At 57.9% G+C, this 25,938-nt stretch carries 26 protein-coding genes; 10 read left to right on the forward strand and 16 right to left on the reverse strand.

Going from position 1 to position 25,938, the window contains the following annotated elements; genetic code table 11:
• Positions 1-43 precede the first annotated feature (43 nt).
• The 3 genes from lhpI to AC13RC_RS20135 all read right to left on the reverse strand — a co-directional run bounded on the left by lhpI (position 44) and on the right by AC13RC_RS20135 (position 3,213).
• The gene (lhpI, locus tag AC13RC_RS20125) at positions 44-1,741 is read right to left on the reverse strand and encodes a cis-3-hydroxy-L-proline dehydratase (protein ID WP_488558248.1); all 1,698 of its coding nucleotides are present in this window, start codon (positions 1,739-1,741) and stop codon (positions 44-46) included.
• A gap of 72 nt (positions 1,742-1,813) precedes the next feature.
• Entirely contained in the window at positions 1,814-3,055 is a 1,242-nt protein-coding gene (locus tag AC13RC_RS20130) for an NAD(P)/FAD-dependent oxidoreductase (protein ID WP_488558249.1), read from the reverse strand.
• Positions 3,055-3,213, reverse strand: a complete 159-nt coding sequence (locus AC13RC_RS20135) for a hypothetical protein (protein ID WP_156090750.1) — start codon at positions 3,211-3,213, stop codon at positions 3,055-3,057. The genes AC13RC_RS20130 and AC13RC_RS20135 overlap by 1 nt, the downstream gene beginning before the upstream one ends.
• Positions 3,214-3,514: 301 nt before the next feature.
• Here AC13RC_RS20135 and AC13RC_RS20140 point away from each other — a divergent pair, with 301 nt between their 5' ends.
• Positions 3,515-4,552: an Ldh family oxidoreductase gene (locus AC13RC_RS20140; protein WP_488558250.1), complete on the forward strand. Its 1,038-nt coding sequence runs from the start codon at positions 3,515-3,517 to the stop codon at positions 4,550-4,552.
• A gap of 86 nt (positions 4,553-4,638) precedes the next feature.
• Here the strand turns inward: AC13RC_RS20140 and AC13RC_RS20145 are convergent, their stop codons facing one another.
• The 3 genes from AC13RC_RS20145 to AC13RC_RS20155 all read right to left on the reverse strand — a co-directional run bounded on the left by AC13RC_RS20145 (position 4,639) and on the right by AC13RC_RS20155 (position 7,693).
• Complete coding sequence (locus AC13RC_RS20145) at positions 4,639-5,601, reverse strand: dihydrodipicolinate synthase family protein (RefSeq protein WP_488558251.1); 963 nt, start codon at positions 5,599-5,601, stop codon at positions 4,639-4,641.
• 124 nt (positions 5,602-5,725) lie between these two features.
• On the reverse strand, positions 5,726-6,427 hold the full coding sequence (locus AC13RC_RS20150) for a GntR family transcriptional regulator (RefSeq protein WP_113350726.1): 702 nt from the start codon (positions 6,425-6,427) through the stop codon (positions 5,726-5,728).
• A 99-nt stretch (positions 6,428-6,526) separates the two neighbouring features.
• Entirely contained in the window at positions 6,527-7,693 is a 1,167-nt protein-coding gene (locus AC13RC_RS20155) for a GGDEF domain-containing protein (RefSeq protein WP_488558252.1), read from the reverse strand.
• On the opposite strand from AC13RC_RS20155, the gene AC13RC_RS20160 reads away from it, so the two are divergent.
• From AC13RC_RS20160 to AC13RC_RS20175, 4 genes are all read left to right on the forward strand, one after another.
• A complete protein-coding gene (locus AC13RC_RS20160) occupies positions 7,686-7,868 on the forward strand; it encodes a hypothetical protein (protein WP_145634858.1) in 183 nt (60 codons plus the stop codon). The two genes, AC13RC_RS20155 and AC13RC_RS20160, sit on opposite strands and share 8 nt — an antisense overlap.
• 93 nt (positions 7,869-7,961) lie before the next feature.
• A complete protein-coding gene (locus tag AC13RC_RS20165; protein ID WP_488558253.1) occupies positions 7,962-8,837 on the forward strand; it encodes an ornithine carbamoyltransferase in 876 nt (291 codons plus the stop codon).
• A 141-nt stretch (positions 8,838-8,978) separates the two neighbouring features.
• Positions 8,979-9,419 carry a hypothetical protein gene (locus tag AC13RC_RS20170; RefSeq protein ID WP_488558254.1) on the forward strand — a complete coding sequence of 147 codons (441 nt, stop codon included), beginning with the start codon at positions 8,979-8,981 and terminating at the stop codon, positions 9,417-9,419.
• Positions 9,420-9,495: 76 nt separating this feature from the next.
• On the forward strand, positions 9,496-9,921 hold the full coding sequence (locus AC13RC_RS20175) for a DoxX family protein (protein WP_488558255.1): 426 nt from the start codon (positions 9,496-9,498) through the stop codon (positions 9,919-9,921).
• A 258-nt stretch (positions 9,922-10,179) separates the two neighbouring features.
• Here the strand turns inward: AC13RC_RS20175 and AC13RC_RS20180 are convergent, their stop codons facing one another.
• Both AC13RC_RS20180 and AC13RC_RS20185 read right to left on the reverse strand, forming a co-directional pair.
• A complete protein-coding gene (locus tag AC13RC_RS20180; protein ID WP_488558256.1) occupies positions 10,180-10,563 on the reverse strand; it encodes a hypothetical protein in 384 nt (127 codons plus the stop codon).
• 264 nt (positions 10,564-10,827) lie between these two features.
• Positions 10,828-11,364, reverse strand: coding sequence for a hypothetical protein (locus tag AC13RC_RS20185; RefSeq protein WP_488558257.1), 537 nt, complete (start codon positions 11,362-11,364; stop codon positions 10,828-10,830).
• A gap of 922 nt (positions 11,365-12,286) precedes the next feature.
• Here AC13RC_RS20185 and AC13RC_RS20190 point away from each other — a divergent pair.
• The 4 genes from AC13RC_RS20190 to repC all read left to right on the forward strand — a co-directional run bounded on the left by AC13RC_RS20190 (position 12,287) and on the right by repC (position 16,893).
• Positions 12,287-12,763, forward strand: coding sequence for a ProQ/FINO family protein (locus AC13RC_RS20190; protein WP_113329495.1), 477 nt, complete (start codon positions 12,287-12,289; stop codon positions 12,761-12,763).
• A gap of 467 nt (positions 12,764-13,230) precedes the next feature.
• Complete coding sequence (gene repA, locus AC13RC_RS20195; protein ID WP_069610191.1) at positions 13,231-14,424, forward strand: plasmid partitioning protein RepA; 1,194 nt, start codon at positions 13,231-13,233, stop codon at positions 14,422-14,424.
• Positions 14,425-14,428: 4 nt separating this feature from the next.
• A complete protein-coding gene (gene repB, locus AC13RC_RS20200) occupies positions 14,429-15,430 on the forward strand; it encodes a plasmid partitioning protein RepB (RefSeq protein WP_488558258.1) in 1,002 nt (333 codons plus the stop codon).
• 155 nt (positions 15,431-15,585) lie between these two features.
• Entirely contained in the window at positions 15,586-16,893 is a 1,308-nt protein-coding gene (gene repC / locus AC13RC_RS20205; RefSeq protein ID WP_488558259.1) for a plasmid replication protein RepC, read from the forward strand.
• Positions 16,894-17,374: 481 nt separating this feature from the next.
• Here repC and AC13RC_RS20210 read toward each other — a convergent pair whose 3' ends face one another.
• The 8 genes from AC13RC_RS20210 to AC13RC_RS20245 all read right to left on the reverse strand — a co-directional run bounded on the left by AC13RC_RS20210 (position 17,375) and on the right by AC13RC_RS20245 (position 23,881).
• Positions 17,375-18,382, reverse strand: a complete 1,008-nt coding sequence (locus tag AC13RC_RS20210; RefSeq protein WP_183808840.1) for a hypothetical protein — start codon at positions 18,380-18,382, stop codon at positions 17,375-17,377.
• Positions 18,383-18,729: 347 nt separating this feature from the next.
• Complete coding sequence (locus AC13RC_RS20215; RefSeq protein WP_285772581.1) at positions 18,730-19,068, reverse strand: hypothetical protein; 339 nt, start codon at positions 19,066-19,068, stop codon at positions 18,730-18,732.
• A 373-nt stretch (positions 19,069-19,441) separates the two neighbouring features.
• A complete protein-coding gene (locus AC13RC_RS20220) occupies positions 19,442-20,158 on the reverse strand; it encodes a hypothetical protein (RefSeq protein WP_488558260.1) in 717 nt (238 codons plus the stop codon).
• 175 nt (positions 20,159-20,333) lie between these two features.
• The gene (locus AC13RC_RS20225) at positions 20,334-20,963 is read right to left on the reverse strand and encodes an exopolysaccharide biosynthesis protein (protein WP_488558261.1); all 630 of its coding nucleotides are present in this window, start codon (positions 20,961-20,963) and stop codon (positions 20,334-20,336) included.
• A gap of 48 nt (positions 20,964-21,011) precedes the next feature.
• Positions 21,012-21,323, reverse strand: coding sequence for a hypothetical protein (locus AC13RC_RS20230; protein WP_113329502.1), 312 nt, complete (start codon positions 21,321-21,323; stop codon positions 21,012-21,014).
• A 68-nt stretch (positions 21,324-21,391) separates the two neighbouring features.
• Positions 21,392-22,375 carry a TerC family protein gene (locus AC13RC_RS20235; protein ID WP_488558262.1) on the reverse strand — a complete coding sequence of 328 codons (984 nt, stop codon included), beginning with the start codon at positions 22,373-22,375 and terminating at the stop codon, positions 21,392-21,394.
• Positions 22,376-22,544: 169 nt separating this feature from the next.
• A complete protein-coding gene (locus AC13RC_RS20240) occupies positions 22,545-23,261 on the reverse strand; it encodes an SAM-dependent methyltransferase (protein WP_145319123.1) in 717 nt (238 codons plus the stop codon).
• A gap of 140 nt (positions 23,262-23,401) precedes the next feature.
• A complete protein-coding gene (locus AC13RC_RS20245) occupies positions 23,402-23,881 on the reverse strand; it encodes an Lrp/AsnC family transcriptional regulator (protein WP_488558263.1) in 480 nt (159 codons plus the stop codon).
• Between the two features lie 292 nt (positions 23,882-24,173).
• Here AC13RC_RS20245 and AC13RC_RS20250 point away from each other — a divergent pair, with 292 nt between their 5' ends.
• A complete protein-coding gene (locus tag AC13RC_RS20250; RefSeq protein WP_488558264.1) occupies positions 24,174-25,928 on the forward strand; it encodes an alkaline phosphatase in 1,755 nt (584 codons plus the stop codon).
• The last annotated feature ends 10 nt before the right edge of the window (positions 25,929-25,938 follow it).

Raw genomic sequence — 25,938 nt, forward strand, 5'->3', positions numbered from 1 at the left:
TACGGACGAAAACGTCGCACCGATGCGTGGAAACGGTGCACTGTCATTCCTCCCAAAGCCAGTCCGGCAACCCCGCTGCAACGCGCCCGACGACAGCCGCCTCGACACAATCGGCAAGGCTGCCAAAGCGCACAGCGCGTCCGCTGAGGCCCGGACCATAATGCGCATACTTGCCCGAGTTGGTCATGACCGCACGCGTGCCGGGCGGGAAGACCGGCTCCGAGATCGAGCACCAGCAAAGATCGGGCAAAACCTGCACGCCGCTGGCCCGCAACCGCGCCAGCGTCCCGTCCGCCTCCGCAGCAGCGATGACATCGCGTCCTGCCGTGACGATGACCATTACCTCAGGCAAGCGGCGGCGGCCGGCAAAGGCATCGGCGAGCGCATGACATTCGGCAAGCGAGGCATGCGGGCTGCCGATGGCGACAAGCTCGACGGCTTCCGGCCCCTCGTTCAGTATTTTCCAGGCGGCTGCCATGTCGGCGCGTGTGATAGTCAGGCGATCGGCATTCGGATCGTGAGCATCGACAGCCTCCGGCGTCACGCCATCGACATGCAGCATGGGAGCAGCAGACGTCGTGCCAAAGGCAGCGCAGAGCGCCTTCAGGTCGTCGCGTGACGGATGTCCGGCGGCAAGACCACGCAGCAACGGAATGCGATCGGGAGACGCTTTTCCGGCAAGATAGCCGATGAGCGGCCAGAAAGCATCGTCGCGACCTTCTGAAAGTTCAACGTCGAGGATACGCGTCGCCTTGCGATTTTCATCCAGATATACGCCCGAAAGCGGCGCGCGACCTGTCAATGCAATACAAAGATCGAGGAAATCGGGATGCTTGGCGGTGCGCGCGCCCAGCACGCTGTTGGCGAAGATGACGGCATTGGACTCCGCCCAGCCGATGGCCTCCCCGGCGCCCGGTGCGCCGTCGAGCAAATAAGGAGAGCAGGTGAAGGTCGGGCGGCAGCCCATGCGCACATAGGCATCCGCGAGCCGCGCGGCGGGATCGCCAAAATCCTCCGGCACGCCCTGCAATCTCCAATTGGCGCGATCGACCGAAATGGCGTTCATGGTGGTAGGTATCCGCACACGCCCGCCGAGCTCAACCATTTTTTCGGCGAAGGTCAGGTTGGCCGGGCTTGCGTAGATGCAGCCATCGATATGGCCCTGCGTCACGTCGATAAGGGAAGTGGCACCCTGCTGAGCCGCCATGGCGGTCAATATGCGCATGGCCTGAGCAGCCGCAACGCCTTCGTCGCCCTCCAGCATGGACCGGTCGGCCTGCGTCAAGGAAAGCCCGGAGATAGCAGGTGGCAAAAGGGGCATGGTCTCGCCATCTGCGACGACGGCAGCGGTTTCGACCTTGACCGTTTTTGCCTGCACCAGGCGCACAAAGACATCCGGATGGAGCCGCACGACAGGCAGCTGCCGGCCGAACATTTCGGCGGCGACAAGTGCGCCGAGCGTCAGCACATCCTCGGCTTCGCAAAAGATCAGGGCAGCCGGCGCGCGGCCTGTCAGCGCGAGATCGAGCAGCACGCCGGAGCCGCTGCAGGAGCCACGGCTCGAAGGCATCATCAGAATTGCGCCGGTGAGACATTCGCCATGCAGCGGATGATGGATATCGATGACCTTTCCGGTGGCCGGATCGACCCCACCCCAGAAGCTGAGGGCCTCTTGCGTGGCGATGACGCGGCCCTCCGCCGTGCCGCCCATGATGCTGCGAGCCGATGCCGTGTCGTTCATTTCATCGTGGGTCCATATGCGAGAGGATTGTAAGCACCGATGTGGCAATGCACATCGGCATGTCTGTTTGCATTAGAAGCGTTGCGGCGAGAATGGCGTCAGATCGATCGCCGGCGCCTGCCGTGTCAAAAGGTCGGCGACAATACGCGCCGTGCCGGCCGATTGGGTCAAACCGAGATGACCATGGCCGAAGGCATAGATTACGTCCGGCGTCGCCTTGGCGCTGCCGATCGCAGGCAGGCTGTCGGGCAGCGATGGGCGGAAGCCCATCCATTGCACGCCACCTTCCGGCTTGAGACCGGTCAGGAAAGTGCGCGCCTTCTGCAGCATGGCTTCGGAACGGCGAAAATTCGGCGGCAAGGCCAATCCGCCCAGCTCCACCGCACCGCCGACACGAATGCCGGTCGAAAGTTTGCTGACGACGAAGCCATGGCCGCCGAAGGTGATCTGCGTGCGCAGGTCGAAGGCATCGGCCGGAAGCGTCGTGTTGTAGCCGCGCTCGGTTTCGAGCGGCATGTGCTCGCCCAGCGTTTTGGCGATCCGATGCGAGAAGGCGCCGGCGGCTAGGACGACCTTGCCGGCCTGGCGCAGCTTTCCATCCGCAGCCACCACCTCGACCCCAACCGGAAGCGCCCGAAGCGACGAAATCTCCGATGTCTCGATGACGCCGCCGCGGCTGCGGAAATGCGCGGCCAGCGCCAACGTGTAAAGCTTGGGATCGGCAATGGAATACCAGCCTGGCGTGAAGGTGCCGAGGATGAAGCGCGACGCCAACCCGGGCTGGATCGCCGCCATCTCGTCGGCCTTCAGATGCTGGAATTCGATGCCGTGACTGCGGCGAACCTCCCAGCCTGGCAGCGAAGCGCGGAATTCCGCCTCGCTTTCATAGACCTGGAGATTACCCTCCTTGCGCAGCATGGAGAGCGTCTCCGTCGCGGCGAGAAAAGGCTCAAGTTCGGCCTTGGAAAGATCCATCAGGCTTGTCTGCGCCGCCGTGGAGTGGGCCACGCGTGAGGGCTGGCAGGCACGCCAGAACCGAAACATCCAGGGCGCGATCCTGAGTGCATAGGCAGGCGGCACCGAGAGTGGCCCCAGCGGATCGAGGAGCCATTTCGGCGCCTTTTTCAAGATGCCGGGGGACGCCAGCGGCAGGATATCCGTGAAGGCGAAGGCACCGGCATTGCCGGCCGAAGCGCCGGCGGCCGGCCCCTCGCGGTCGACGACAACGACGCTCAAACCGCGCGACTGAGCCGCAATCGCGGCGGATAGGCCTATGACGCCGGCCCCGATGACGATAACGTCCGGTTTTGCCATCAACGCACGCTCGCGAGAGATTTCTGCTGATACTGCGGCGCGCCGAAAATCTGTTCGGACTTGCCGATCTCGGTCATGACGCTCCGGTGGAAAGAGGCAACGCGATCGGAGACATCGCGAGCAGGCGCTGGTCCAAGCGTTAGGCAGATCATGGTCATCCCTCCTCCGATGCGGGATCAAGCGCGAATATTACGTCATCAGACAACATATGTTCCGGCGCCATGGCAAGCGTTCTTGTCGGAAGGATCAAGAACGTCTCGGCAACGCCGGTGCGGATCCGTTTTACCGTCATTTCTTCGGCTGCAGCGACCAGATATTTGCGGGTGACGGCAATTCACTGGCCTTCCTTAGCTGAAGCCGAAAAGCGCGACGGCATAGCATGTCGATTTTTTGTATTCTTTTTGTATTTATAATTTTCAAGTCTATGATGCAAGCGAGCATAATATGGGAGAACCGAAATTGACTGACGTGATCACCCTGACGCCTGATGCGCTGCGAGGCCGTGTCGAAGCGATCCTTTTAATAGCCGGCATCAATGCGCAGCAGGCCGGTGCAATCGCGCGGGTGATCGTCGCCGGTGAACGTGACGCCTGCAAGTCGCACGGCATCTACCGCATCGAAGGCGTGTTGCGTGCGGTCAAGGCCGGCAAGGCGCGGCCGGATGCGGTGCCGCTGCTGGAAAAGCGTGAGGATTCCGCCATCGTGCGGGTGGACGCCAAGAGCGGCTTTTCCAATGCTGCTTTCGAGCTCGGCATGCCTGTGCTTGCCGAACGGGCTCGCCGCTTCGGCATTGCCGCACTCGCCATCAACGACTGCACGCATTTCGCAGCGCTCTGGCCGGAGGTGGAAGCCCTGACGGATCGAGGCCTTGCCGCCTTTGCCATGTGTCCGAGCTATTCCACGGTGGCACCCGCCGGAGGCACAGCGCCGCTCCTCGGAACCAATCCCTTCGCCTTCGGCTGGCCGCGCCTCGATAATCCGCCTTACGTCTTCGACTTCGCGACTTCGGTTGCCGCCCGCGGCGAGATCGAACTGCATCGGCGCGCCGGCAAGCCCCTCCCCGAGGGCTGGGCGATCGATGCCGAGGGCCAACCGACCACGGATCCGGAGGCGGCATTGGCCGGCGCAATGCTGCCGTTCGGGGGGCATAAGGGGTCGGCGATCGGCACGATGATCGAGCTTCTGGCCGGCATCATGATCGGCGACTTCACCAGCCGCGAGGCGCTCGATTATCTCGGCTCCACGGCCTTCGCACCGCGGCATGGTGAACTCATCGTCGCCTTCTCGCCGGAGGCCTTCGCTGCTGGTCGACCTGGAAATCCGCTCGCCCGTGCGGAAGTGCTGTTCGAAGCGATTGTCGGCCAAGGCGCGCGCCTGCCGTCGCAACGCCGCTTTGCCGCCCGCGCTCGCGCGGAAAAGGACGGTATCCCGCTGACAGCGGAGGAAATCCGGCAACTCGATCGCCTTGAGGAACTCGGCCTAGACGCAGTGGTCTGAACCAAATGTAAGTGGCGGCCGACGGAAGATAATGAAAGAGGCCCCGCGGGGCCTCTCCCATCTTGCATCTAAGCTATCGTAAGAGCTTAGGCCTTGTACTTTTCCACGGCACCCGGAAGCTTGCTCCACTCGGCATACCAAGTATTGAAAAGCTTGAACTGCGCCTCGACATAGCCGCGCTGGCTATCGTTCAAGACGTCACTTTCGTTGAAGTGCAGCTCATATTCCTTATCTCCCTTCAGGACCATCATATGCTTGAAGAAGAGAACCAAATCCGGACCTTCATCGAAAGAAGACAGAACGGCAAGCGCCTGCTCCAGCTCGAGCGCGCGCTGGCGTGCATCGACGTCGCCCTTGGCTGCGGCCTGGGCGAGGTTGCAGAGATGAATGACTTCCCTCGGCAGCACGTTGCCGATGCCGGTAATGGCGCCGGTTGCACCGCAATTGACGAAGCCGTGGAAGACCGCCGTGTCAACACCGATCATCAGCGACACGTCATCATCGCGGCTGGTGATGTTTTCGGCGGCATAGCGCATATCGGCCGGGCCACCGAACTCTTTGAAGCCAACGAGATTGGCATGTTCAGCGCGTAGCGCGAAGAAGAGATCGGCGCGCGTTGCAAAACCATAATAGGGGCTGTTGTAGATGACGGCCGGAAGATCTGGTGCGGCCGACAGGATCGCTTTGAAATGCGCCTTCTGGGCAGCGATCACCGAGCCGCGCGACAGCACGCGGGGGATGACCATCAGCCCCTTGGCACCGACCTTCTGGGCGTGGGCGGCGTGGGCTACGGCCGATGCCGTATTGACGGCGCCGGTGCCGACGATGACGGGCACGCCCGCTTTGGCCAGACGATCGACGCCCTCCATGCGTTGCGCATCGGTCAAAAGCGGCCAATCGCCCATCGAGCCGCAATAGACCACAGCCGACATGCCCTCGGCGATCAACTGCTTGCCCTTGCGCACCAGCGCATCGAAATCGGGACTGCGATCGGCTTTGCACGGAGTCATCAAGGCCGGGATCACCCCGGAGAAAATGCTGGACTTCATCTTTCTATCCTCTTGGGCCGGGGGTGGATCGGCTATCAGCCCAGCAGCATCCGCCGCCGCGCCTCACCGTTTTCGCAGCATTGATATACCTTTGTATTTATTTTGTCGACAAGAAATATGCAAATCAAAGACTGACGTCGAGACGATCCCCGCGCATCAGCAATTTCTGGATTTGGGCGACGATCTGCTCAGCATGTTCGCGCGCAAGGCGCTCGGCAAGTTCCGTATCCCGCGCCTCGACAGCGGCAATGATTTCATCGTGCTCCTCGACGAAACGACGCGGCAGACGATCGTCGTAGGATTGGTAATAGAGGCGCAGGAGGCGCCGGCCCTCATCTAGCAATCGCGAAAAGAGGCTGGTGAAATAGGGGTTGCGGCCAGCCTCGGCGATCGCGAGATGAAGCGCAGCATTGGTGGAGATCATGGCGAGCGCATCCTGCGCTTCGACGGCATCGGCGAATTCAGCCTGAAGCGCGCGCACACCTTCGAGATCTTCCGGACGGTGATATTTGGCGGCAAGCTGCGTTGTCACCCGATACATCAGCACCAGCGCATCGAAATAGCTGTGCATGTTGAGAAAATCGATCTGCGAGACCATGGTCGAGCGGTTGGGCAGCGTATCGATCAGCCCCTCGCCTGCCAGCCGCACGAGCGCCTCGCGGATCGGCGTGCGCGACATGCCGAAGCGTTCGGAAAGCTGCACCTCGTCGATGGGGCTGCCAGGCGGCAATTCGAGATCCAGAATTTCGTCCCTCAGGATATCATAGACCACCTTCACGCCGGAGCCGCGCTTGCGCTCGTTTCGGAGGCTTGTTTCATTATCCATAGCTAACTGACCTCTTCTTTCAGCGTGAGAAATAAAGGGGCATGCCAGCTAAATCAACGCCGCTTCCCGGCATTCGGGGCCTTTACCAAAAATCGAGGATTACGCCGAGCGAACGTAAACTTCAGCGACAAAGTTGCTGCTCGCATCACAGACCCGGTTTCGTCCGCCTGCCTTCGCCAGATAGAGGGCACGATCCGCTTCGCGACAAAGCTCGGCAAGAGACCTGCATTCCCGGCTCACCTTCGAAATGCCAATGCTCGTCGTCACCACCACATCGGCACCGAGATCCGGAAATCGGGTTCGCTGAACAGCTTCTCGAATGCGCTCGGCCTGGATAAGCGGCTCTCCTGCTTTCAAAGGAAGAAAGATTATGAACTCCTCTCCTCCCTGCCGCGCGAAAATGGCGGACGACGGCAGGATCGCCTCTATCGTTCGCGATACTGCAACGAGAACTTCATCTCCCGCCGCATGGCCCCAGCGATCATTGAAATGCTTGAAGTGATCGATATCGAGATAAAGAATGGCATCTCCATCGCGAAGCCGTGCGGAAGCGTTCTCGTTGAAGAAGCGGCGATTATAAAGACCGGTCAGGCCATCTCGCTCGGCTGTTTGTCTGAGTTTTATCTGTTGGCGCTCGCTTATGAAAATGACGATCGACAGCGCCAGCACGAACTTGGAAAGGATCATCAGCAGGAAGCCGCTCGCCACATCGAGAAGGACAAAGGAATGGAACGAGAACTCGAAGGCCATTATCAGCGATAGCAGGCTGCAGGCCAATAATATTGCGGCAACGAATTTTCTGATCGGCAGTGGTTCGCGGAAGGAATCCTTGAATATGACGATCGCCGCGCCGGCAAGCATCACGCTGCCGAGGAAATTGAATGTCACCGCCCGATATGTATTGTTCAAATGAAATGCCGTGAAAGCTCCGACAAGCAAAGTCAGCAGCGCAGGCAGCAATGCAAGAGCCGGTATCACCTTTCTGTCGGGATCGCTGATCACTACGAAAGATGAGCCGAGCAGCGAATATCCAAGCACGGCGCAAACGAGATTGATAAGGCTGAGAGGCGCATAGAATGCCGGATAGGTTTCGGCATATCCGGCCAATGTTGATGCCGCAGCGAGAATTACGAAACTTGAGGCAAGCAGACCAACGCCGCGGCTTTCATTCGAGCTATATTTCAGATAACCCAAAGTCACCGCACCAGCGATATAGGATGTCTTTTGGAGAAAGAGCACCGTCGGCATATCTAATTCATTGATCATCGAAAACTACCAAAGCAGCCGGAAAGCATTGCCGCCTCAATACTCCGAACGATCTAAAGATTTTGCCAATGGGGCTGCTAAAGATCTTGAAAAAGCAGCATCTGCGATAAGTCTTCGCCGAAAGCAGATCACCACTATGGGCGGGACTGGCATCAAGGCAGCACCGGTCGGCTGACGCTTCTCCGCCATTGCGCCGGATCGAAAACTGCCTAGGGTAAACGCCTCGCCTCCGTTGCAGAAAGCTGCCGAATTCAACCTTGGACACGCTATGAGTTTTATGTCGAACAGAGATTTTCTCGAATTTCACTCGTTGCCCCCGAGCGTTATCCTAGGGATTATTGACCGGGCGGACCAACTTGCGAAGCATTGGCATGAACGCACGATGCCACAAGCCCTATTCGGCAAGCGTGTAGGCATCATTGTCGACGACACGGGATGGAGAAACACGACCGCTTTCGATCTCGGCGTGAAGGCGATGGGCGGCATATCTGCTCAACCTCCCATCAGCTTCAGTACTCGCGAACCCACAGCCGATCTAGCGGGCTACCTCGATAATTGGTTTGATCTTCTTGTCGTCAGGACAAAAGAGCTTGCTACTCTACATGAGCTTGCAGCCGCCGCAGAAGCACCCGTTATCAATGCCCGAACAAGAACCAACCACCCTTGCGAAACGCTTGGCGATCTTGCCTATATCAAGAGGGTAAGAGGAACGCTTGATGGCCTCAAGGTTGTCGGAATTGCGCCAGACGCCAATATATTGAGATCATGGGTCGAGGCATCACGATCGATGCCGATGCACGTCGTCCAGGTCTATCCGGAGCGCTGGCACGTCGCCGACCCGGACCTTCTGAACTCGAATTTTGAAAGCAGCAGGGACATTCGCCATCTGCTCGATGCGGACGTCATCATTACCGATTCATGGCCAACGGACGCAGAAGAAGATGCGTTGGCTGAGTATCGGGTGTCGGCTTCGCTTCTCAACGAAGGAAAGCAAGGCGCTATCTTTTTGCCATGCCCGCCAGTCACGAGAGGTCAGGAACTGACGGCGGATGCAATGCTGCATACAGCCTGCCAAAGCCGATTGGCCAAGGCATTTTTGCTTCATGCCCAGAATGCCTTGATTGAGTGGATGATGACGTCGTAATCGTCGATGACGACATGTCTTGCGATGCGACGCAAATAGCGACCACGACTCTGATTGGTTTTCGAACTTTGAAGCGACGGAAGAGCTTTGGCTATAAAGGCGCCTGCGTGACATAAATCCTGAAAATCGGAACCGCGGACAATGATCTGGTTTGATGCCGCTCTTGAAAAGCATGCTGACGATGATCTTCTGCGGCGTTCCATCGCGACTGTACTCAGTGTCGATACCGACAGCGTGGACGTAATCCACGACATAGTGCAAATCGCGGATATGCCGGCAACATGCCTCGTGACGTCGGAAGCTTTCGATGACTATTCGCAGACCATCAGCATCTATCACTCCAGTGATCTGCACCCGCCGCTTCTTCTGGACGCTGCCAGCCAACTGGCACGACTGCTCCAGAGATCGCTCCTGGTTGCCAACGACGAGACAACGAATCCCTATTCTTTCATTCTGATATCCGGCGCCGGAGAGCCTTCCGTCGTTCTGGTGGATCCGGACGCACTCGACGAGAACGATCGCTACGTCATTACGAGCCATACTTCCGGCATAAGCGGACAATCACGGGAGTCCGGCAAATAATTCTCATCCTCCCTGTCGGAATCACCTTCGGTTGGCCGTCCTTGGAATATCAACCGCGTCAACCTGGAGGGATATCGTGGAAAACGCTCAATCAATTTGGCAGACAGCCGCCGTTCTCATCGCGCGCCTCATCTTCACCGCCGTCTTTGTGATGGCCGTCTCGTTCAAGTTTATGGATATGGGCGCGACTGCGAGCTACATCGCTGCCGCCGGCTTTCCATTTCCATTATTCTTGGCTTGGTGTGCCGCAATCCTTGAAGTGCTGCTTGCCGTTGCTTTCTTGACCGGTGCTTTGTTCGTCCCGGCTACGCTCGTTGCAGCCGTGTATGTCATCTTCCTTGGATTCTCATTCCATGGTCCGGGCCGTTGGGCCGGCAACCAAGCTGAATTCGGCTTCTTCGTGGATCACTTCGTTTTCGTAGCGGGACTGCTCTTCGCCGCCGTGCATGGGCCGGGAAACGTATTTGCCCTCAGGTGGACGCCTTGGTCGGAAAGGATATGACGCCGCTTCAGCGTGATCTGAAGCTGACCGCACCATTCCGTGTTGAGGGGAGATGGGTAATCCGCTGGCGCAAACTTGCAGCACATCGGTCATATCATGAGCGCTAGCAGCTTGGAATTCTCCTCGACGAACCGATACTGCGATAGGTGAAGCAGATTTGGAGACATAAATGCGCTTTCCAGATTATCCCACATAATTTGTGAGATGGCGCCACCCCGCGCACTTGGGCACCCCGTCCCCGTTTAGCAAGCCCACCTTCTAGGCGAAGCGAACTATCCACACGATGAGGAGCATGTCGATTAGCAATGCAATCACCAAAAGGAGGCCTACGAGCTTTCGTCGCTCTACCGTCTCCCTGGATTCAATTTTGAAAGCAGCTTTGTAAGCGTTTTCGATGTCTCGGTCACTCACTGGTCTAATAGAATTGCGAGGGCGCGTCATATTGACGAGGCCGCATGTGACAAAGATGAAAAATAATAGTAGATAAGGGGCCATCTCAAACGCAGCCTTTTGCTGTCCAGCCACTTGCAATTTCTCATTAGATAAACAGGTTTCACCATCCATCGCAATTGAAAGCCGCCTGCGCAAAGCGAGGCGGTTTTGCATTGCCAGAAATTTGCCCCACGTACGTTGCTGCTGCATGGAAGCGTCAAACCGCAGGTTTCACAATAGCTTGAGATTATGGTTAATACTTCGCTTAGCCGAAGCTATTTAAGATTTTGCTTCCGCCACACGCCAGCATCTCTGCAATCGGGTTTGGCAATCCGAGAGACCCGATACCGAACTCTCGAACCGAGAGCCACTTCGGAGAAACAGATTGCGCCCCAAGGTTCCTCTTCCGCGGAGGACCATTGCCGTTGCCTTCCAACCGTAGGAAAAAGCAGCGGCCCCATACCCTGGCGCGCACTACTTCGGCGGTGATTGCATGCTCTTCATGGCTTCGAGGTCTTCATGCGAGACGAACTCGCAAGCCAGCAGGGTCTTGCCCGGGAAGGCCGCGGATTCGCGGGCGACCACGGAGACTACTCCCATCTCGGCCGCGGGCTGCTCAGCCTTGCGCAAAGCGCGCCCATATGACTTCGTTGCGGTGCCGAGGAGATTGCCAAGCCCATCCGGTGTCAGGTGATAGGTCTTAGCCAGATCGTCCGCCCGCAAGCCCTCGACCAGAATGCCGAAGCTCGTTCCGGCGAAGACGATTTCACTCGTCTTGAAGCCTTGGCGGCCAAAGTCCGTAGACATTTTGTATACGGCAGCCGTCATGAGCGACGTATCCGCCTTCGCGAGCTTTTCAGCCTCATCATACATCTTTGTCGTGCTGGCAGTCGAATAAGGCGGCTTGCAAAGGGCGGCGTCGAAGAAGGAAGCTTTGTCGAAAGCAAACGCACTCGAACCGAGCGTGAGTGAAACAACGACGCCCAGTGAAAGGGATGCTGCTATGCTCAAGAAGACTTCCCCCAATGACTGACGAGCCGTTCGAACTTGGATCGTGTCGACCGTGCTGCTGTATCTACCGCTACGATCGCCGCCAGCCAAGCCGCCCATAGCAACTATCTCCAGATTTTTTACCGGGCTCACAGATTAGATGACGACGGTTGCGGAATGTGCTTCAACCTGCGAGAAAACGCACCCTGATATAGAGCAGCCCTCTTCAATGGACCGAAGGGCATCGGTTTGGCTTGACGACGCAAGACGCGATTTGCGCGTTCCCGCGCGATACCCGCCCCTGCCCTCGATGGCTTCATTCTTGCAACCGCTTCTCCGTCTGCAGCATCCCTCAAATACGAATGCTCCCTCGCTGCCTTGCCGATGAAAGATGCTACTCGGCGCCGGAGAATTGCAATGAAGAGCCTCGGACATTTGAAGCCAACCGCTGGCGTGGAGCAGCGAAGGCCAAACCCATGCAATACTCTGTTACACCACGCCGCGCGGACCATTCGAAGGACGCAGCTTCACCAGGCAACCTGAACAACCGCAAATATAAGGAGTACCGTCGACCCATCGCCTATTGACCGTGACTTGCTCCGCTAGCATTTGGTTTGCAGCCGCCCGAATAAAAGGCCCCTCCCCTTTTGAACACACCAACCCGCGCAAACCAGAACCCTGCGACATTTTCGCAGGCAGCTTGTTACAAATTCGGGATTGAGGGAAGATGCGCCGCGTACGCGCTACCTATCGCGGCTTCGCGAAAGCTAGCCGTCCAACTATAAAAATCTCGTTAACCAAAAACTTGCTGCAGGCTGCACCATCTCATATATGAACGTCGGCTTGGCGTGAGGGCGAACAAGCGGGACAGATTTCTTTGCCATCCCGTCAAAATCACTTCACAATCAGTCCGTAATGGAATTGCACGCAGAGGAACGATTTGATGGAAGAACCTTGGACAACCAATCGCGAGCCGATCGTGGCGACCGAACTCGATGTCAAGAAGGCAGCCGCGATCAACACGCTCTTGCTTCGCCCCATCGCTATCCTACCCGCCAAAGCCGGCGACCCTATCCGTCCTTTTGCGCTTGGCCTCTGGAATGAAATCCGTCCGCTTTTGAAACCTGACGTGCCAGTCATGTCTCTGCGTCGCTCCACCAGCGCGTTTCTGCATTCCAAACGATATTATCATGCCTGCGCCCAGCCGGATTCCATGCGGCACGATCTTGCCGGCAATCCCGTCGAGCCGCTTTCGGCCGAAGACAGGCTTGCCGCACAGCAGCGCCTGATCACGCTGCGCCAAACGCAGGCTAAGGCTGCGGCCCAACGCGAAGAGCCGCCACCACCGCCAGCTTTGAGCAAAGCAGAACTCATTCGAGCCTCCCTCCTCGGCCGACGCTCCGATCGCGCCGCCCGCTGATGCGCCTGGGCGCATCGCCTCATATCCTCCTCGCCTTCATTGTAACGACCGTAATGGAAACGCTGCGCCCTTGGCGTGGTGGTGCGGCGATGCAATTGACAGCAGCTCCGGCTGCGTCCCAGTAGTCCGCGGACTACCGGCCCATCAAGCTCATTCATGAAGTGACACGCTTGGACGCGATCAATCCAGAATCCTGTTGGCCTTCAGCGAAAGTGGTCCGCGGACCACTCGCCGTTCGTCCATGAAAATCGGGATGCGAATCGCTATCCAGATCGGCCGCACCTAAATCGCCGAAATAGTAAAGCGGCATCGGATCGAACGTCGCTGCACGCTGTTGATGCGTAAAAACGCATCAAAAACTGCCTTTTATCTAAGCATTTGTAAAACGGACACGAATCGGAGCATATTGTAACTGCGTAGTTCAGTAGCATTCTGTCACAATTGCGCAGTTAATTGGGAAAACAACCATGCAGCCGAGTCTCGTGCTACAAGAAGATCAAGAGCACCTTCCAACGCTTCTGGCGACAGATGCGCAGGAATTGTCTTATCAGCTCCAGCAACATCAGGCAAAGATCTTCCCGCCTCAGTCACAGAAAACTATGCGGATGTTTTCGCCGGCCGAAGCTGCAGCCTTCATCGGCATCGGTGAGGGCTATCTTCGCCAGATTGCAGCCGAAGGCCATGGACCCGACCCGCTTTCCAATGGGCGCCGGCTTTATGCCGCCGAGGATATGGACCGCATCCGCAAGGTACTGGATGAGCGCAACGGGACACCCAAATATGTTCCCTGGCGCAGAGGGTCGGAAAAGCTCCAGATCATCTCGGTCATGAATTTCAAGGGCGGTTCGGGCAAGACCACCACCGCCGCTCACCTCGCCCAATATCTGGCGCTGAGGGGCTATCGCGTGCTGGCCATCGATCTCGATCCGCAGGCCTCCTTGTCTGCCCTCTTCGGTCATCAGCCGGAACTCGATGTCGGTGAAAATGAAACTCTCTATGGCGCCATCCGCTATGAAGAGCCGCGTCCAATCGCCGATATCGTCCGCTCGACCTATACGCCGAACCTGCATCTGATCCCCGGCAATCTCGAGCTCATGGAGTTCGAGCACGAAACGCCGCGCGCAATGGCGGCAGGTCGTGCGGAGACTATGTTCTTTGCTCGCATTGGTGAGGTTCTGACCGAGATCGAAAGTTTCTACGATGTCGTTGTCATCGATTGCCCGCCGCAGCTGGGTTTCCTGACGATGTCTGCGCTCTGCGCCGCAACGTCGATCCTCATCACCGTTCATCCGCAGATGCTCGACGTCATGTCGATGTCGCAGTTCCTGACAATGACGAGCGAGCTTATGTCCGTGGTCGAGAATGCCGGCGGGCGCACCAGCTACGACTGGATGCGCTATCTCGTCACTCGTTTCGAACCGAACGACGGGCCGCAAAGCCAGATGACAGGCTTTATGAGAGCCATCTTCGGCAATCGCATGCTGCAGAATGCCATGGTCAAATCGACGGCCGTCGCCGATGCCGGTGTCACCAAACAAACGCTTTATGAGGTCGATCGTGCCCAATTCACCAGGGGTACCTACGACCGGGCTCTGGATTCGCTCAATCTCGTCAACAGCGAGATCGAGATGCATCTTCGCCTGACCTGGGGAAGGAAATAAATAGATGGCGCGCAAAAACCTTCTTGAAATCTCGGCGCCGAACACGGCGCGCACGGATGCGCCAGCGGCAAAGGACAATCGTCCGATTGCAGGCTTCCTGCCGCAGGCGAGGGGTGGTGGTCCGGTGGGCGGCATTACGCGGACACTCGGAAACATCACGGAGAAGATGGAGCGCGCCAGCGACCTCGAACGGCAGTTGGCGGAAGGGCAGACGGTCGTCGACATCGATCCCGATGTCATCGACGGATCCTTCGTTACCGATCGCCTCGAAATAGATCCCATTGATCTCGGCCAACTGGTTGAGCAAATACGCGAGCACGGCCAGCAGGTTCCGATCCTTGTGCGGCCGCATCCGGAGTCCAAGGGGCGCTTCCAGGTTGCCTACGGTCATCGTCGTCTGGCAGCCGCGAAGGAACTCGGCATCAAAGTGCGCGCTGTCGTCCGTCAGCTCACGGATGACCAGCTGGTGGTTAGTCAGGGCCAGGAAAATAGCGCACGCACCAATCTTTCCTATGTCGAGCGAGCGCTGTTTGCGTTGCGCCTCGAGCAGCGTGGTTTCGGCCGCGATATCATCATGGCCGCACTCGGTGTGGACAAGGCAGCGCTTTCCAAGATGCTGATCGTCACGAGACAGGTGCCTCTGCCGCTTATCAGCGCGATCGGGCCTGCTCCTGAAATCGGCCGCAGACGTTGGCTGGAACTGGGAGAACGTCTTGAGAGCATCGCTTCCGAGCCGATCATTGCCGAGTTGTCCGCGGACAACTATCGGAAGATGTCTAGCGATGAGCGCTTCCAGCAGGCACTGGCTCTGGCAACAGGTAAGCCCGCTTCTGGCAAGAGCACTGCAGCTCCCTCATCCATAGCCGGAGTTCCGGTAACCTTTAAGCGAACGCCGGCGCGCGCCACTTTTGTTTTCGACAGCAAGGCTGCGCCCGGTTTTGACGAGTTCGTGCAGGAGAGACTGCAATCTCTCTTCAACGAGTTTCAGCAAGGAAAGGAAACGTAACCCGCAAAAGAAAAAGGCCCCCAAACGACGTCGTCGTGGAAGCCCTTCTCTGATCTTAAGCAAATCGAGAATCGCATTTCCCCGAATCACAGTCAAGAGTCTTTGACGCCGTTTTGGTGAGCTGTCTTCTTTTGCCACAACGTAGGTGAAAGAAAATGGAAGCCGAATATGTGACGACGCCTTTTGGGCGGCGGCCGATGACGCTTGCCATGTTGATGGCTCAAAGACGAGCCGAGCATGGGAAGCGCATCAAGTCCGTCGACAAATGGAAGATTTATCGCGCGCTCTGTGAAGCTAAGCCTCTTCTCGGGGTGACAGATCGTGCGCTTGCAGTTCTCAATGCGCTCTTAAGCTTCTATCCGAAAAACGAGCTATCGGATGACGCCAACCTGATCGTGTTTCCCTCGAACGCGCAGCTCTCGTTGCGCGCCCATGGGATGGCCGAGCAGACCATTCGCCGCCACTTGGCTGCGTTGATCGCTGCCGGGCTTCTGGTACGCAGGGATAGCCCCAACGGCAAGCGTTATGCTCGTCGGAGCAGGGCAGGGGACCTCAATGAGGCCTATGGCTTCTCATTGGCGCCTCTTCTCGCACGCGCCGAAGAGATCGAGCATCTCGCCGCTCGGGTTGCGGCCGAACGGCTCCATATGCAGAGCTTGCGCGAGCGTATTAGCCTCCACAGACGCGATATCGCCAAACTGATCGAAACTGCCATTGCCGAAGCTGTGGAAGGCCCTTGGGAAGCCGTCTACGTGGCTTTCCGTGCGTTGATTGACGGTGTTTCGCGATCTCCCACCGCAATGGAGCTGGACGTTCTCCTGGATAAACTCTGCCGCCTGCACGACCAAATCATCAACCAATTGGAAACACATGTAAAAGCCACGAAACTAAGCGGCAATCCCTATCAAAATGAGCGGCACATACAGAATTCAGACTCCGAATCCCTAATTGAATCTGAAACCGAGGCCGGACAGCAAGAAATGCCACTGGACGAGACCGTATTTTCACGGACAACACCACAGACGCCCGAAGCGGCAACATCTCCGGGCGTTATCGAACCAATATCCTCAACAATGCGCAGCTTTCGCGTTGAAGCTCGTAACGAGACTGCGATGGAGCTAAAGTCCTTCCCACTGGATCTCATTCTCCGCGCTTGTCCAGACATCATGTCCTATGGACCAGCAGGGACTATCAACAACTGGCGTGATCTGCTTGCAGCCTCGATCATCGTCAAATCAACACTCGATATCAGCCCTGGAGCCTATCAGGAGGCCTGCAGGATCATGGGGACAGAAAATGCTGCCACCGTCATCGCCTGCATCCTCCAACGCGCCCCATACATCAATTCAGCCGGCGGCTATCTTCGCGATCTGACCCGGCGAACGGAGAAAGGAGAGTTTGCGATCGGTCCCATGCTTATGAGCCTTCTGCGGGCAAATACGACCGCGCCAAAGGTGGCCTAGCCGGTTTCAATTTCCATGTGGAAAGATCGATATCCGATCCGCCTAAGCTCGATACGGAGCGCTGGTTTAACGCAGACCTGATGAAGTCTGCTGAGACGCATCGACCACGGTTTTGGTTGATGCGAAAGACGGCGCACGGCCCTCCTATAGGGCTAACGGCAGGAAAGAGAGGGATAGCTTCTGATTGAGGCTTTATCTCAATGAAATCAATCGGCTAGAGATTGTGTAAAATTCAGCCAAGTCAGCCGAAAAAGTCATAGGAGACGTTCTTATCGTCCGCCGATCTAAAGTTTTTATGCCGTTTTTACCGGCAAATGTCCATATATTTTCGCGTCGATCCGGCACTGTGGTATCCACAGGCAAGCTTACCGCGCAGGCATTTGGACGCGACAGGAGAAATGCATCCCGGCTCCCTTAAACAGGCGCGGCAATGATCCCGGCCGTCACCTGTCAAATTTCCTGATTTAGCTCTCGGCCACCATCACGGCTGGTCGCAGATCGGGATCGGCTTGGCAGGCGGTGCCGGATGGTCCTTCTTGTATTGCACGATGATCGGTTCGAGGGTTTCCTTCGGCCAGAACTTAGGCGTGCCGATCTCCTTCAAGCAGGAGTCGTTCCAATACAATCCGGATTGGGCCGGAGAGCGCCCCGCCGCAACGGCTTTGGCGATCGCCTTGATGTCCGAGGACTCCGGATAGATGTAGAGCGTCGTCGGATTGTCCTTCACCATGGAAATGATCTGATTGGCATCCGATGCCGCCCAACTGGTGCAGCCGTCGCTACGGCCGCCGGCATATTCCACCAGCTTTCCGAGCGGAACATATCCGTCCCGGTTGGCGTAGGGGCTCTGCGGATCCTTCTTCATGCATATGCCCGCAACCTTGGCGGCCGCATGTCCGCCGATCGCCCTTTCGCGAGCATTCGCGGTCTCGCCTTCGCCATCGAACTGGAGGAACGTGCGAAGATAGGCAGCTTCCTTGGTTTGTGAGAGCTTGTAGTAGCCCTTGAAGGTCGTCTTCGTCTCCTCCGTCACATAGGAACCGCCCGTCGTCAGGTTCGAGTCCATCGCATTACCGAAGTTCTTGGCGCACATGCGGCCGTTGCCGAAATCGACGACGCCCTTGAGATCGCGGCCGCTGCCGTGGCCGGATGAAACGACACGGAACGTCTGTGTCGCCTCGCAAACGATGTAAAAGCGGCCCGCGGACTTGCCGTCATTTGGAGTGTTTGGACGAGTTGCGTCCATGGCGAAATAGCAGGGATTCTTGACGGTGCCTTCGCTCACCTTCCGCATATAGAGCGCGCGGGCTCTTTGCAGGACTGGTTGAGCGATCTGCCCGTCGCCGGTACCGACATAGGCTCCGAGCCAGGCCGGAATGTCCGGCTGCCGGGTGGCTGCCAGGGATTGCGATGTTGCGGGAATGACGAGGGCGAGGGAGCAAAGGCTGAGCATCTGGGGGACGCTTCGAAGGGCATATCTCAACCGCACGGAATTAGTTCTCCTATCAAATATTCTGGGTCGGCATTCGCTGCTGCCGTCAAAAGCAATGTTGACAGCCTGCCTGCCCCACAAGCTCGCCTGCCAAACGCTTAGATCCAGAACTCATACTTGTGCGCTGCTTTGCTGAACGAGATCCTAACAGATGCCGGAAATCGCGGCAGCCACAGAGAATTGTTGCCTGCCGTTGATATACTCCACCTGTTCGCGCCAGCCTTCTTCAGCGATCGCGGCGCAAATATGGCGGAGTTCGGGCAGGGTTGTGCATATGAAAGGCCCTGGGCTTGCCGGAGGGACGGTTGTTCAAGCCTGCGATATTACGCTAAAGGTAAAGAATCCTAACGAGCTCCATGGCTCAGTCGATAGCGGGCATAGTCGGCCATTGCCTCTGGTGCCAGCTCGATAAGTTCCTTCGCGCCAGGACGACCGTTCAAATGAATGAATATCGGCCGCGGCATCTCGCTTTGCGTGATCGCTAGATAGCCTGTTTCCAGCGGACGTTTGACGAGCCAGTCCGGATCGTGGCCAAAAATGACGTTCAGCTTGGTGCGATCGAGCCTATATTCGCTCTGGAAAGGCCCGATGCAACTCGTTTCGATGATCGATGTTGAATCCAGCAAAACCGCAGTAACCGTTCGCAGAAGGGCGGACGTTCCCGAAACCAGAGTGAAGATCATTGCCCACACGCTCCAGACTATAATCCGCCGGCGGGTGAAGAGCGGGCCTTCGTCGAGTATTTCTACTGGAGGTCCATAGCGGTTCGGCCTGCGTACATGTGCGGTGAAGCTTGCAACAACCGCCGCTTGCATCAGAAAGGTGCTCAGAAATATCGCGCCCATCCGATGACTGCAGTCGAAGCTTGAGAAAAAACCATTGTCCAAAACTACCATCACGCCACCCTATATTGCCGATGAAGCTACTACATCGTGGCCGAAGGAAACCTTACTTCAATGTTTCAAACTGCTCGGGAGGAGCTTCTTTCAATGGAAGGCCGAGAAAGGTTTGCGCATTAGTGAGCGGCGACTAGTTTGCTTTTGCGCGGGATCGAACCTATCGCGATGGCAGATGGGGAGCGGGAAAGTCCAGCACCCGGCTGGTATAGCTTTCGATCAGTGCGCTGAATGGTGTTCCATCCGGCAGCTTCAGCACGGCATGGTGTTCGAGAAGAAAGGAAGGCAAGGCGAGAGACCCGCTCCCGGATGGCGGCAGATCGGCGCCGGTTTCCCATCCTTGCGGGAGCGGCGACCAAAGGAGCTTTGCCGACAGGTTCGTGCGGGTGAAATTGAGAGCCTGAACGGCACGGCCGAACGCGATGTCGCTCGTATCGAGCGACTTGTTCATTTCGGCTGTGAGCTTTGCCGGCACGTACCAATTGTCCGCCTCGGACAGAATACGATCCCCGCAAGCCAGGCGAACGCGACGATAGGCGACAGGTTCGTCAGGTCCGACCGCGAGCAGCTTCCGGATTGAATCATCGGCCGGCTTGTCCTGACCGCGCACGCGCTGCGCAACGATTTTCGAGCCTTCCGGTGCAAGCTTATGCGCAGCACACCAGCGATCGAGCGTCAGCGTGGCACTGGCATTGCTGAGGAGATCGGCATTCAGGGTTTGCAGGATCGCCAGTGCTTCCAGACGCGAGGTCGGCGTGTCGGGCCACTGAGGGGCAGCCGGCATTTCTTGCGCCGCCGCCGTCTGCGCGCCAAGCGCGATGGCGACGGAGCTGCCGAGGGCAATCATGCGGACGAATGACGGGGGCTTTGATGGCATGCGATGAAATCCTCTGCACTGATGATTTTACAGGCCGGAACCTAATGGCTGGGAAATGCGCCGCTGGCATAGATGGCAGGCTTGCCGCTATTGGCAAGACCCGAAAAGGCTATTGCGGACAAGCGCGGCAACTGGCCGCAAAATCATCCGCTGTCTTCCTCACCGGATAAGGTGCTTACGATCCGATTGCATTCAGACCGGTGAAAGCCAACTGGATGAGACCGGCCGTGGCGACGAAGGCCAGTGCTGAGACGAACAGCGCCGCAAGGATCAGCAATCCGTCCCGTGCCATCAGGGCGACCGAGATCGCTACGAGGGCAACGACCGGCATATAGTTGCCGAGCGGAATCGGAAGGACAATGGCGACGGCCAGCAGGAAGATCGGAAAGGACAGCAGCCATTGCATGGTGCCGCCCGTGAAAGCGGCCAGACGGCCCGGACGAACGACGGTTTCGACCCTGGCGAGGATCGGCGCGCTGTAGCGTACGATGAGTTCCACGACTGCGGGCGAAAGCCGGCGTCGGCTGAGAAAGGCCGGTAGCCATATCGTCCGGCGACCCAGTGCGATCTGCACCGCCACCAGAGCGAGAGCGCTTCCGAAGACGATGCCGAACGGTCCTGGGATCGGGATCAGTGCCGGCAGCGACAGAAAGAGGATGGCAAAGGCCATGCTCGTGTGCCCGAGGCCGCTGAGCACCTCGCCGATGGAGATGCCGTCCTGCTCATGGGCGAGCCTGGCAAGATGGTGCAGGCGAGTGGATGCCCTGTCATCATGCCCAGTCGTATCGGCAGTCTGTTCTGTCATCGGACATCACCAGATGAGGTCACCGGAATTTCTTGATTGCACAAAGCGTCAGGCTTCATCGACACCTTCGCCCTTTCCCTGGATAAGCCTGATGACGGGCGCGCAGTCCGGATTGCTTTTGTCGAGCAGATCGGCAGGGCTGCTCCAGCCGGTCGACAGGCCGATGACGGTGGAAATCGTCCAGAAAGTGTCTTCGGAGGCGCGTTGCGCCAGCGCCGGGACCTCCGACGAGAGACATGCCTGCGATTGCCCGATGATCCCGACAGGTTGGCCGGCGGCAGCGGCATGCCGCTCGATTTCGGCTTGAAGCGGGCCAAGGGCGAAAGTTGCAAAAAGGGCTGCGAGGAGATTGGAGATCATGTCTGTACCTTGTCGGAAATCTGTTTGAAGCGGGGAGGGGAGTGCCCCGAGCGGGGCACCTCACGGTATCAGGCGCTTTCGGTCTTGTTGCGCGTCTTCAGCAGGCTCCAGCCGACGCCGCTTGCGATGACGGCGAAGGTGATCCCGAGCGAGAGGGCGGCCGGGAATTTTTCGAGACCCAGCATATCGGCGACGAAGATCTTCGAGCCGATGAAGACGAGCACGACGGCGAGCGCGGGCTTCAGGTACCGGAAGCGGTGGATCATGGCGGCAAGCGCGAAATAGAGGGCACGCAGGCCAAGGATCGCGAAAATATTCGACGTATAGACGATGAACGGATCGGTGGTGATCGCGAAGATCGCAGGAACCGAATCCACGGCGAAAATCACGTCGGCGACTTCGATCAGCACGAGTGCCATGAAAAGTGGCGTGATGAACCAGACCATCTTGCCGGTCTGCGGATGCGGCTGCTTGACGAAGAAGCGCTCGCCTTGATGGTTGTCGGTGACGTTGAAGCGATTGCGCATGAAACGCACGAGCGGGTTCTTCGAGACATCGGGCTCGGCACTCTTCACGACCAGCATCTTGATGCCGGTGATGATGAGGAAGGCGGCGAAAACATAGAGCAGCCAGGAGAACTCGGCCACCAGCGTCGCGCCGACGCCGATCATGATCGCGCGCAGCACGATGACGCCGAGAATACCCCAGAAGAGCACGCGGTGCTGATAGAGGCGAGGCACGGCGAAGAAAGCGAAAATGAGGGCAATGATGAAGACGTTGTCGAGAGCCAGCGTCTTTTCCACGACGAAGCCCGTCATGTAGGCCAGGCCGGAATCGGCACCGAGATACCACCATACCCAGCCGCCGAAGGCGAGGCCGAGCGTGATGTAGAGAACGGAGAGCTTGATGCTCTCGCCGACGCCGATCTCCTTGTTTTCCTTATGCAGCACACCGAGATCGAAGGAGAGAATGGCAATGACGAGCGCAAGGAAGCTTACCCACATCCAGAGCGGCTTTCCCAGCCACTCGACGAAGAGTAAAGACGTTTCCATGTCGGAAGACCCCTGTCGGCGCGGTGTCGGAAAGGTCCGACATCGCAAGAGCGCCGACGGCTCTCACCAGAGGGGCCCGGACCAGCGGGTTGGCCAATAGCTGGGAAGCCGACGTTGGCGTTTCAAGGGTTCGCGTGCATTTTGCAAAGACGGCAATGTCACGTAGCGTCTAAATGTTGGTCCGACCGATATGGATGCCGTAAACGCTTGCCCTTTCCTGCGCGACGAAATCAGCCAGGGCGGGAGGAATTTCGACCTGGGCGGTATGCCGCGCGAGAATATGGAATCCCTTCGGAAGACAGGTCGCGATGCGGCCGATGATCGTTTCATAATCGACGATCAATATCTCCTGTCCGGCCACAAGGTCGAACAGCAGCGGATCATCGATCACATGCTCATTTTCACAAAACCAGTAAGAGGAGATCGTCAGGTCGGGAAGGTAGCCGATCTGCGCCGGCAGGCTTCGTTGCTCGAACTGGAAACGTCCCGGCAGGCCAGCCGCTGACATCAGCTCCCTGGCGAGAGCGAGCTGATGTTCGGATATGTCCAGCCCGTAAACCTCGAGCTCGGGATTTCCGGCAAGATAGGCAAAGGCAAGGCTGAAGGCGCCTGAGCCGCAGCCGAGATCGCATACCCTTCTATATTTGTGGACCGTTGCTTCGAGGCTGGTAAGTACCTGCAGGCACTTCAGTGAATTTCGCATTCCGAACGCACGCGTGAAGGCATCGGCGGAACGACTATAGTCGAATATCTCGATCTGGCGCCTGCTTTCGACAGCATTGCGCAAGGCAATGGAATCGTTGCTGGGATGGTATAGATGATTACATCTGAGCAGGACTTCGGCAAATTCTTCGAAATGCCGCGTCTGTACGTCCGTGCCGGTCATGCAAGCCTGTCCTCGCCAAGGATATTGTCTTTGGCGTGATTGGAAAGGCTGCATGCGCCGAAAGCAAGCCCTCAAAACTTGCCCTTGATCCCGGGTGGGGCAGGGCCGCGCAACGACGACCATCGAACGCCGGCGCCATGTCAGCCTTGCGGCAGGGCGATCGGAAATCCTTCGAAGGTCTTGAGAGTATCGAGGACGATTGCCGTCTTCACATGCTGGACCGATTCATGCGGAAGCAGCACGTCGTTGACGAAACGGGAGAGATCGGTAAGCCCGCGGGTGGCGACCTTCAGGTGATAGTCCATTTCTCCTGTCAGCGCATAGGCTTCCAGCACCTCCGGCAGACCGTTGATGAGCTGCGAAAACCGGCGGGCATTATCCCTGTTGTGGGTGGCAAGCGTCACCGAGATGACGACGAGCATGTCCAGCCCCAGCTTCTGCCGGTTGAGATTGGCCTGGTAGCTGCGAATATAGCCTTCTGCCTCCAGCCTCGTGCGTCGCCTCGAGCATTGCGACGGCGAAAGCGCAATGCGCTCGCCGAGCTCGTTGTTCGTCAATCTGCCGTCTTTCTGAAGCTCCTCCAGCAGACGCAGATCCAATTTGTCGAGCTGTTCATCCATTGCGCAAAACTCTGAGAATCCTCACGAAGCGTGTGTAGTATTCGCTTATCTTATGAGGATGGCAAGTTTGACATCATGAATGTCGGCTTAGCTTGCATGGCGAAGGTTGCGCGGATCGTGTCGAATTGATCCGTAGGTTCGGCTGGCATTTTAGATGCGGCACACACAATCAATCTTACTTATCGATCGTCGTTTTGGAATTAGCGGTTGAGAAAGTTGACTCCATTTTACGTGATTGTCATCTGGCTTTTATAAGTGGGGAGCGGGAAGCAACCAAACGCAGGGGGTATAAATGCGTAAACTTCTTCTCGCCATGATGTCTGCGGCCTTGATGTCCGGCGCAGCCCATGCAGCGACAGTCTATCCGTTGGACCGGGCAACGGTACTCGCCGGCTCTCCGTTCGATTTCAAGGTGGAATTCAGCAAGGTCGTCAAGCCGGAAGACGTGAAGGTCACGGTCAACGGCGAAAGCTACGACGCGGTTTTCGGCAAGGCGGCTGATTTCGTCGCAGAAGAGAAGGGCGCTGAAGACAAGGTACTCGGATCGGCCCTGATCCTGCGCGGCATCAAGCTCGCAAAGCCCGGCCAGTACAAGGTTGAGGTTTCGGCCGGCGACGAGAAGAAGTCCGTCAACTGGGATGTCTATGGCACGTCGGCCACGCCGAAGGCGAAGAACATCATCTTCCTGCTCGGCGACGGCCTCTCTGTTGCACACCGAACCGGCGCCCGCATCATGTCCAAGGGCATGACCGAAGGAAAGGCCAATGGCCGTCTTGCCATGGACGATATCCCGCCGGTCGCCTTCATCGGCACCTCCTCGACCTCTGCGATTGCCACCGACAGCGCCAATACCATGTCGGCCTACATGACCGGCCACAAGTCGGCCGTCAACGCCCTCGGCGTCTACGCCGACCGTACGCCGGCAAGCCTGGACGACCCGAAGGTCGAAACGATCGGCGAGGCGTTGCGCCGCACCGGTAAGAAGTCGCTCGGCATCGTCACCACGGCCGAAGTCGAAGATGCGACGCCGGCAGCGCTCGTTTCCCATACCCGCAAGCGCGGCGACAAGGCGGAGATCGTCGGCATGATGTACGACGTCAAGCCGGATGTCCTGCTCGGCGGCGGCTCGGCCTATTTCCTGGCGAAGAGCGTTCCTGGCTCCAAGCGCAAGGACGACAAGGACTATATCGCGCTCTTTAAGGATGCCGGCTACGCGGTTGCCACCGACAAGAACGAACTGGCGACGGCTGCAGGCTCCAACCAGGACAAGCTGCTTGGTCTCTTCCACACCGGCAACCTTGACGTCACGCTCGATCGTGAATTCCTGAAGAAGGGCACCGTCGACAAGTTCCCGAACCAGCCGGGCTTGGTCGACATGACCAAGGTCGCGCTCGATAAGCTTGCCAAGAACCCGGAAGGCTTCTTCCTGGTGGTGGAAGGTGCCTCCATCGACAAGATGAGCCATCCGCTCGACTGGGATCGCGCTCTGGTCGAAACGATCGAGTTCGACAAGGCCGTTGCCGTCGCCCGCGAGTTTCAGGCCAAGAATCCGGATACGCTTGTTGTCGTCACCGGCGACCACACGCATGGCGTTTCGATCATCGGCACCGTCGATGACGAAAAGAAGGGCACCGAGATGCGCGAGAAGGTCGGCACCTATGCGGCTGCCGGCTTCCCGAACTATGAGGACAAGGATGGCGACGGCTATCCGGATCGCGTCGACGTTTCGCGTCGCTTGTTCATGGCCGCTAACAACGGTCCAGACCACTACGAGACCTTCCGCCCGAAGCTCGATGGTCCTTTCGTGCCGGCCGTTCAGAACGAGAAGAAGGAATACGTCGCCAATGAAGCCTACAAGGACGTGCCCGGTGCCGTCTTCGTGCAGGGCAACATTCCGCGGGACGAAGACAGCGGTGTCCACGCCGTCGATGATGTCGTGCTGCAGGCGGCTGGTCCCGGCGCCGAAGGCTTCCGTGGCTACATGGAACAGAGCGACGTCTACCGTGTGCTGGCCGATACTTTCGCGTTCGGCTCCGAAAAGATGTAAGTTGTTACAG

This window comes from Martinezella sp. CNPSo 3890 (assembly GCF_057784455.1).

What these genes read in the sequence shown, in the direction of transcription:
- lhpI (WP_488558248.1), bottom strand. Translation starts at nt 1,741, where the DNA reads ATGAACGACACGGCATCGGCTCGCAGCATCATGGGCGGCACGGCGGAG.
- AC13RC_RS20130 (WP_488558249.1), bottom strand. Translation starts at nt 3,055, where the DNA reads ATGGCAAAACCGGACGTTATCGTCATCGGGGCCGGCGTCATAGGCCTA.
- AC13RC_RS20135 (WP_156090750.1), bottom strand. Translation starts at nt 3,213, where the DNA reads ATGACCATGATCTGCCTAACGCTTGGACCAGCGCCTGCTCGCGATGTC.
- AC13RC_RS20145 (WP_488558251.1), bottom strand. Translation starts at nt 5,601, where the DNA reads ATGAAGTCCAGCATTTTCTCCGGGGTGATCCCGGCCTTGATGACTCCG.
- AC13RC_RS20150 (WP_113350726.1), bottom strand. Translation starts at nt 6,427, where the DNA reads ATGGATAATGAAACAAGCCTCCGAAACGAGCGCAAGCGCGGCTCCGGC.
- AC13RC_RS20155 (WP_488558252.1), bottom strand. Translation starts at nt 7,693, where the DNA reads ATGATCAATGAATTAGATATGCCGACGGTGCTCTTTCTCCAAAAGACA.
- AC13RC_RS20165 (WP_488558253.1), top strand. Translation starts at nt 7,962, where the DNA reads ATGAGTTTTATGTCGAACAGAGATTTTCTCGAATTTCACTCGTTGCCC.
- AC13RC_RS20170 (WP_488558254.1), top strand. Translation starts at nt 8,979, where the DNA reads ATGATCTGGTTTGATGCCGCTCTTGAAAAGCATGCTGACGATGATCTT.
- AC13RC_RS20180 (WP_488558256.1), bottom strand. Translation starts at nt 10,563, where the DNA reads ATGCAGCAGCAACGTACGTGGGGCAAATTTCTGGCAATGCAAAACCGC.
- AC13RC_RS20190 (WP_113329495.1), top strand. Translation starts at nt 12,287, where the DNA reads ATGGAAGAACCTTGGACAACCAATCGCGAGCCGATCGTGGCGACCGAA.
- repA (WP_069610191.1), top strand. Translation starts at nt 13,231, where the DNA reads ATGCAGCCGAGTCTCGTGCTACAAGAAGATCAAGAGCACCTTCCAACG.
- repB (WP_488558258.1), top strand. Translation starts at nt 14,429, where the DNA reads ATGGCGCGCAAAAACCTTCTTGAAATCTCGGCGCCGAACACGGCGCGC.
- repC (WP_488558259.1), top strand. Translation starts at nt 15,586, where the DNA reads ATGGAAGCCGAATATGTGACGACGCCTTTTGGGCGGCGGCCGATGACG.
- AC13RC_RS20215 (WP_285772581.1), bottom strand. Translation starts at nt 19,068, where the DNA reads ATGATCTTCACTCTGGTTTCGGGAACGTCCGCCCTTCTGCGAACGGTT.
- AC13RC_RS20220 (WP_488558260.1), bottom strand. Translation starts at nt 20,158, where the DNA reads ATGCCATCAAAGCCCCCGTCATTCGTCCGCATGATTGCCCTCGGCAGC.
- AC13RC_RS20225 (WP_488558261.1), bottom strand. Translation starts at nt 20,963, where the DNA reads ATGACAGAACAGACTGCCGATACGACTGGGCATGATGACAGGGCATCC.
- AC13RC_RS20230 (WP_113329502.1), bottom strand. Translation starts at nt 21,323, where the DNA reads ATGATCTCCAATCTCCTCGCAGCCCTTTTTGCAACTTTCGCCCTTGGC.
- AC13RC_RS20235 (WP_488558262.1), bottom strand. Translation starts at nt 22,375, where the DNA reads ATGGAAACGTCTTTACTCTTCGTCGAGTGGCTGGGAAAGCCGCTCTGG.
- AC13RC_RS20240 (WP_145319123.1), bottom strand. Translation starts at nt 23,261, where the DNA reads ATGACCGGCACGGACGTACAGACGCGGCATTTCGAAGAATTTGCCGAA.
- AC13RC_RS20245 (WP_488558263.1), bottom strand. Translation starts at nt 23,881, where the DNA reads ATGGATGAACAGCTCGACAAATTGGATCTGCGTCTGCTGGAGGAGCTT.
- AC13RC_RS20250 (WP_488558264.1), top strand. Translation starts at nt 24,174, where the DNA reads ATGCGTAAACTTCTTCTCGCCATGATGTCTGCGGCCTTGATGTCCGGC.